The organism is Streptomyces triticirhizae, assembly GCF_003696235.1.
GTDB lineage: Bacteria > Actinomycetota > Actinomycetes > Streptomycetales > Streptomycetaceae > Streptomyces > Streptomyces triticirhizae.
Genome location: NZ_RFFJ01000303.1, coordinates 1 through 4,860 on the forward strand (window position 1 = coordinate 1; position 4,860 = coordinate 4,860).

Consider the following 4,860-nt stretch of genomic DNA (forward strand, 5'->3'; position numbering starts at 1 on the left):
CGATCAGAGAGCGAACGACGCACGGCCTTCGACCAGTGGCTCCACACCTACAATCACCACCGCGGACACACCGCACTCAACGGCCACCCACCCGCCACCCGCGTCCCCAACCTCACAGGGCAATACAACTAGGTCGTGTCCGTAGAGTCTCGTCGGATCAGACCGCGGCGTTGGACGCGGTGCGTCGCAAGGCGCCGGATCGCAGCTCGTACCTGGCCGTGTTCGCGCGATTCGGTAACGCGGCGAGGTGCCGCGTATGGCGTCGCGGGCCCGGCGAGACTTCACGGACACGGCCTAGGCGAAGGGGGCCGGGCTCAACTCGTCGTCCAGGCGCGCCCGGTAGCCGATGAGGCCAAGACGCTTCTTGCGGATGGTCGCCGAGGCGGAGAGCAGAACCCCGCCCGTGACACCGAGGGGGATCTCCAACACCGCTTTCAGTTCGTAGGAGCCGTCCAGGACGTGGCCGGTCGTCCGGTGAAACTCCCACTGGACGGTGTCGGTGTCGATGCCCCGCGCGACCAGATACGGCTCCTCCCGCGCGTGTTGCGATGACCATTCCAGTTCCGGGCTGACCGGTAGTTGGTCGGAAGTGACCGCGAGGCGAGAGCTGCGGTTCACCGTGGTGGTGTGCCGCAGTGGCGACGCGGCACGGAACAGTATGGGCTCGGGGGAGGGCGCGACCGCCGTTGCCACCGCGTTCACCACAACATGCCGGAACGGCTCGCCCTGCCGTGGTGCCAGGGACAGATTGACCACGAGGCGCTGATACTTCACCGCCCCGATCCGCCCCTCGGCGTGGGCACGGAGGTCGCCGTCCAGATCCGCCGGGTCCAGCGGAACCATGTAGGGCTGGCCCAGGTAGAACACCCCTCGCTCGGAACCACCGTCCCGCGCGCCGTGCGGCACCGCGCGGGGAACGAGTTCCACGTCGATCAGGTCTGTCATCCCTACCCCCGATGCCCTACGTGACCGGCCCCAGACCGAGCGTTCATTCTATGGGTGTGCCCAGAAGCACTCGAACTGTTCCAGCGGACGCGTCGGCGTCAGTTGGCGCGGTAGCGGGTGGCCAGGGCCGTGCTCTGGCCGGCGAAGGCGGCGAGGTCGGCGGCGAAGACGTCTTCGAGGAGCTGGTAGTTCTCGACGCCGGGGGCGCTGACGGTCTCGCCGAGCTCCAGGCCGCGCAGGGCGCCGGTGACGACGTCGGCGGCGCTCATGCGCGGGACGGCGCCGAGGTCCATGCCCTGGACGGTGTGGAACTCGGTGGCCACCACGCCCGGGCACACCACATGGACCCGGACGCCGGAGTCCTCGACCTCGGCGGCCAGGGTCTGGGTCATCGCGACCAGATGAGCGAGGGCGCCGGCGTAGACGGCGCGGCGCGGCATCTGGGACGCGCCGGCGGGCCCGGAGAAGGCGATCATCCCGGCCACGTTGATGATGGTCCCGCCACCCCGCCGCCGCATCCCGCCGACGGCGGCGCGCATGAGCAGGGTGGGGGCCAGAACCTTGACGTTGACCAGTTCGCGGGCCCTGTCGGCGGGCAGGTCGGCCAGCGGCATGTAGTGGGCGACGCCGGCGTTGTTGACCAGCACGTCCAGCGGCTCGCCGGCGCAGAGGGACGCGACGGCGTCGATGCCGTCCTCGGTGGACAGGTCGGCGGCGACCGTGCGCACGGTGACCTCGGGGTGGTCGGAGGCGAACGCGGTGAGACGCTCCCGGCGGCGGCCGACGACGATCAGGTCGTAGCCGTCGGCGGCGAAGCGTTCCGCGAACTCCCTTCCGATGCCGGAGGTGGCGCCGGTGACGAGGGCGAGCCTGCTCATGCGGGTGTTCCCTTTCTTTTCGGGACCAGGGGATCGGTGACGTTCTGACCCTCGCTCCGGCCGGTGTGCCGAGCCAGTTCCCCGACTGTCCAGGGGAGTGACAGGACCCCCTTTCGCGGTCGGGGAACGGCATAACGTGGAGGGATGAGCGAGGAGCGGAATCTGCTGGGCGATTTTCTGCGCGCGCGGCGTGAGCTGGTAACTCCGGAAGCGGCCGGCATTCCCGTGGTGGGGGTGCGCCGCGTGCCGGGGCTGCGCCGCGAGGAGGTGGCCATGCTGGCCGGCATCAGCGCCGACTACTACCTGCGCCTGGAGCGCGGCCGGGACCGCCGGCCGTCCCCGCAGGTCCTGGAGTCCCTCGCCCGCGTCCTGAGGCTCGACGACGACACCCGGGCCTATCTCTTCGGCCTGGTCGCCGAAGGGCCGCGCCGGCCCCGCCGTCGGCGCCGGGAAACGGTGCCGGCCAGCACCGCCCGATTCCTCGCGCTGTTGCCCGTGCCCGCCTTTGTCGAGGGGCGCCATCTCGACGTCCTGGCCGCCAACGCCCTCGCCACGGCGCTCTCCCCGCGCCTGGTGACCGGTGGCAATCGGCTGCGGGACGTGTTTCTCGACCCCGAGGAACAGCGTCTCCTTCCCGACTGGAAAGGAGCGGCGGCGGCGCTCCTGGCCGGATTTCGCGAGGCCGTGGGAACGGAAACGGACGATCCCCGCTGCGTCGAACTCGTCGGGGAACTCTCCCTCGCCAGCCCGTACTTCCAGAAACTCTGGGCGCGGCACGACGTTCGTCCCCGGGGCGGTGCCACGGTGTGCTTCCGGCATCCGCAGATCGGGGACATCACCCTCAGCCGGGAGAAGCTGCACATCACCGGAACCGACGGCATGATGCTCGTCGCCTTCCACGCCGCCCCCGGCACGGCCGACGGGGACAGGCTGGCCCTGCTCCGCTCGACGGTCGAGGAACGCCGCTGAGCCGGGAGGCCACGCGCCGGCGGCGGGCGGCGCCCCTGAGCACGGCGCTCCGCCCGCAGGTCAGGCCCGGGCGCGGGCGGTCTGGAGGGCGGTGAGGCGGCGGACGTAGAGGGCCGTGACGATGGCGGTGGGCACGACGAGCAGGTGGAGCCAGAAGTTGACCCAGGTCAGCGGCTCGAACCAGTACCAGTAGGTGTACTCGTCCACCAGGAAGTCGGGGTCGCAGAGGCCCTCGTCCCACCCCCGGCACACCTCGGTTGACGCGCTGTCCAGGTCGACGGTCTCGGTCCACGGGGTCCAGAACAGCGGCCAGGTCAGGAAGGTCGCCAGCCACAGGGCCCACCAGGTGTGGAGCAGCCCCGCCGGGGCCATCCGGCCGTCGGGGCGGGGTGGACTGGACGCGTGCCAGATGTCGTTGGCGATCCGCTTGGGCAGGAACAGGTTGCCCAACGGCACGAACCAGCCGGTCACCGCCGTGCGCGTGCGGTACCGGAGGCCGCCGGGGACGAACCCTTCCGCCGTGACGCGCACCTGGTGGAACCACAGGAGCCAGGACGCCACCAGCCCGACGGCCGTGACCGCGCGGGTGGCCAGCAGGAGGTACGCGCTGGTCTCGTGCTCCAGGACCCACAGGTCGCGGTAGTCGTTGACGGCGTTCCACTCGCCCTCGTTGCCGCTGACGAGTCGCACATGAACGGCGCTGGCCAGCGTGACCAGGGTGAACAGCGTCAGCATCACATAGAGCGGCCCGGTGTGGGTGGCGGTCGGCGGCCGGCGGCCGGCCCTGCGGCGTTCGTCAACGAGCAGATGGGGTGCGGGGGTTGGGTCGGTGGCGGGGCTGGTGACGGGTGCGGTGGGCGGCGAGGAAACGGAGCGGTGTGCCGTTTCGGTCCGGGCGTCGTCGCGTGGCGGGGCGGTCCGGGTGTGCGGGTCGTCGTGCTCCAGGAGCCGCACGGCCTCCTGGCCCAGGCGGGCCAGCACCTCGGGCGGCAGCCAGGGGCCGGCGGGCGGAGAGGCGTTCCGGTTCCGGAGTTCGGCCGGTTCGGGGCGGTCGGCCGGGTCCTTGGCCAGGCAGCCGGCGATCAGCTCGCGCAGCGGCGCGGGAACGGCGGACAGGTCCGGCTCCTCGTGCACCACCCGGTAGAGCAGCGCGGCCGGTTGCCCCTCGTCCGCGTGGAACGGCGGCCGCCCCGTGGCGGCGAACGCCAGCACCGCGCCGAGCGAGAAGACGTCGCTGGCGCCGGAGAGCCGCTCACCCCTGGCCTGTTCCGGCGACATGAAGCCCGGCGAGCCAACCACCCGGCCGGTGGCGGTCAGGCTCCCGGCGGTGGAGAGGTCGAGGGCGCGGACGATGCCGAAGTCGATCACCCGGGGGCCCTCGATGGTCACCATGATGTTCGACGGTTTCAGGTCACGGTGCACCAGCCCGGCCTCGTGGATGGCGCCCAGCGCCTGGCACAGGCCGGCGGCCAGGGCGCGCACCGAGTCTTCGGGCAACGGGCCGAACTCGTCCACGACTTGTTGGAGCGTGAGCCCGGCGACATACTCCGTGGCGACCCAGGGCAGCGCGGCGTCCGGGTCGGCCGCCAGCACATCGGCCGTCCACCGGCCGCCGACCCGCCGCGCGACGGCGGTCTCCTTCGCGAACCGGCGGCGGAAGTCGGGAACGTTGGCGAACTCGGCGCGGATCGTCTTCACCGCCACCATCCGGCCGCGCGGCGACCTGGCCAGGAAGACCACGCCCATCCCGCCCTCGCCCAGCCTCCCGAGCAGCCGGTAGTCGGCGATGCGGTCGGGATCGTCTGCCCGCAGCGGGTGCATGGCCGGTTTCCTCCCCCTGTGCCCAGCGCCCCGTCCGGCCCCTGCGCCCCCGGCGGCGGAGCCACCCTAACGCGTGGGCGAGCCGCGTGAGTTGCCCGCTCCGACGAGGGCGGGGCGGGGGCGCGGGCCGCGCGGCGGTGGACGGGTTCGAGCCAACGGCTCGCGGAAGCGGCCAATCCTCGACGCGAGGGCGGCCCAGCCGTCGCCGCGCGGCCGGCGCGGGGGACGCGCTCGGCGCGTTCGGGGC

4 protein-coding genes and 1 pseudogene are annotated in these 4,860 nt (G+C 72.2%); 2 read left to right on the forward strand and 3 right to left on the reverse strand.

From position 1 onward, the window contains the following. Positions 1 to 132 (forward strand): annotated as a pseudogene (locus EBN88_RS28580) (IS481 family transposase); the annotation flags it as partial. A gap of 162 nt (positions 133 to 294) precedes the next feature. On the opposite strand, the gene EBN88_RS28585 reads toward EBN88_RS28580, so the two are convergent. Next, on the reverse strand, positions 295 to 945 hold the full coding sequence (locus EBN88_RS28585) for a hypothetical protein (RefSeq protein WP_122399912.1): 651 nt from the start codon (positions 943 to 945) through the stop codon (positions 295 to 297). Positions 946 to 1,043: 98 nt separating this feature from the next. Then, positions 1,044 to 1,823 carry an SDR family NAD(P)-dependent oxidoreductase gene (locus EBN88_RS28590; RefSeq protein ID WP_122399913.1) on the reverse strand — a complete coding sequence of 260 codons (780 nt, stop codon included), beginning with the start codon at positions 1,821 to 1,823 and terminating at the stop codon, positions 1,044 to 1,046. A gap of 144 nt (positions 1,824 to 1,967) precedes the next feature. On the opposite strand from EBN88_RS28590, the gene EBN88_RS28595 reads away from it, so the two are divergent. Continuing rightward, a complete protein-coding gene (locus EBN88_RS28595) occupies positions 1,968 to 2,792 on the forward strand; it encodes a helix-turn-helix transcriptional regulator (protein ID WP_122399914.1) in 825 nt (274 codons plus the stop codon). Positions 2,793 to 2,852: 60 nt separating this feature from the next. On the opposite strand, the gene EBN88_RS28600 is transcribed toward EBN88_RS28595, so the two are convergent. Beyond that, entirely contained in the window at positions 2,853 to 4,613 is a 1,761-nt protein-coding gene (locus EBN88_RS28600; RefSeq protein ID WP_122399915.1) for a protein kinase domain-containing protein, read from the reverse strand. Positions 4,614 to 4,860: the final 247 nt, after the last annotated feature.

Coding starts and splice junctions, on each gene's coding strand:
- EBN88_RS28585 (WP_122399912.1), bottom strand. CDS start 945: ATGACAGACCTGATCGACGTGGAACTCGTTCCCCGCGCGGTGCCGCAC.
- EBN88_RS28590 (WP_122399913.1), bottom strand. CDS start 1,823: ATGAGCAGGCTCGCCCTCGTCACCGGCGCCACCTCCGGCATCGGAAGG.
- EBN88_RS28595 (WP_122399914.1), top strand. CDS start 1,968: ATGAGCGAGGAGCGGAATCTGCTGGGCGATTTTCTGCGCGCGCGGCGT.
- EBN88_RS28600 (WP_122399915.1), bottom strand. CDS start 4,613: ATGCACCCGCTGCGGGCAGACGATCCCGACCGCATCGCCGACTACCGG.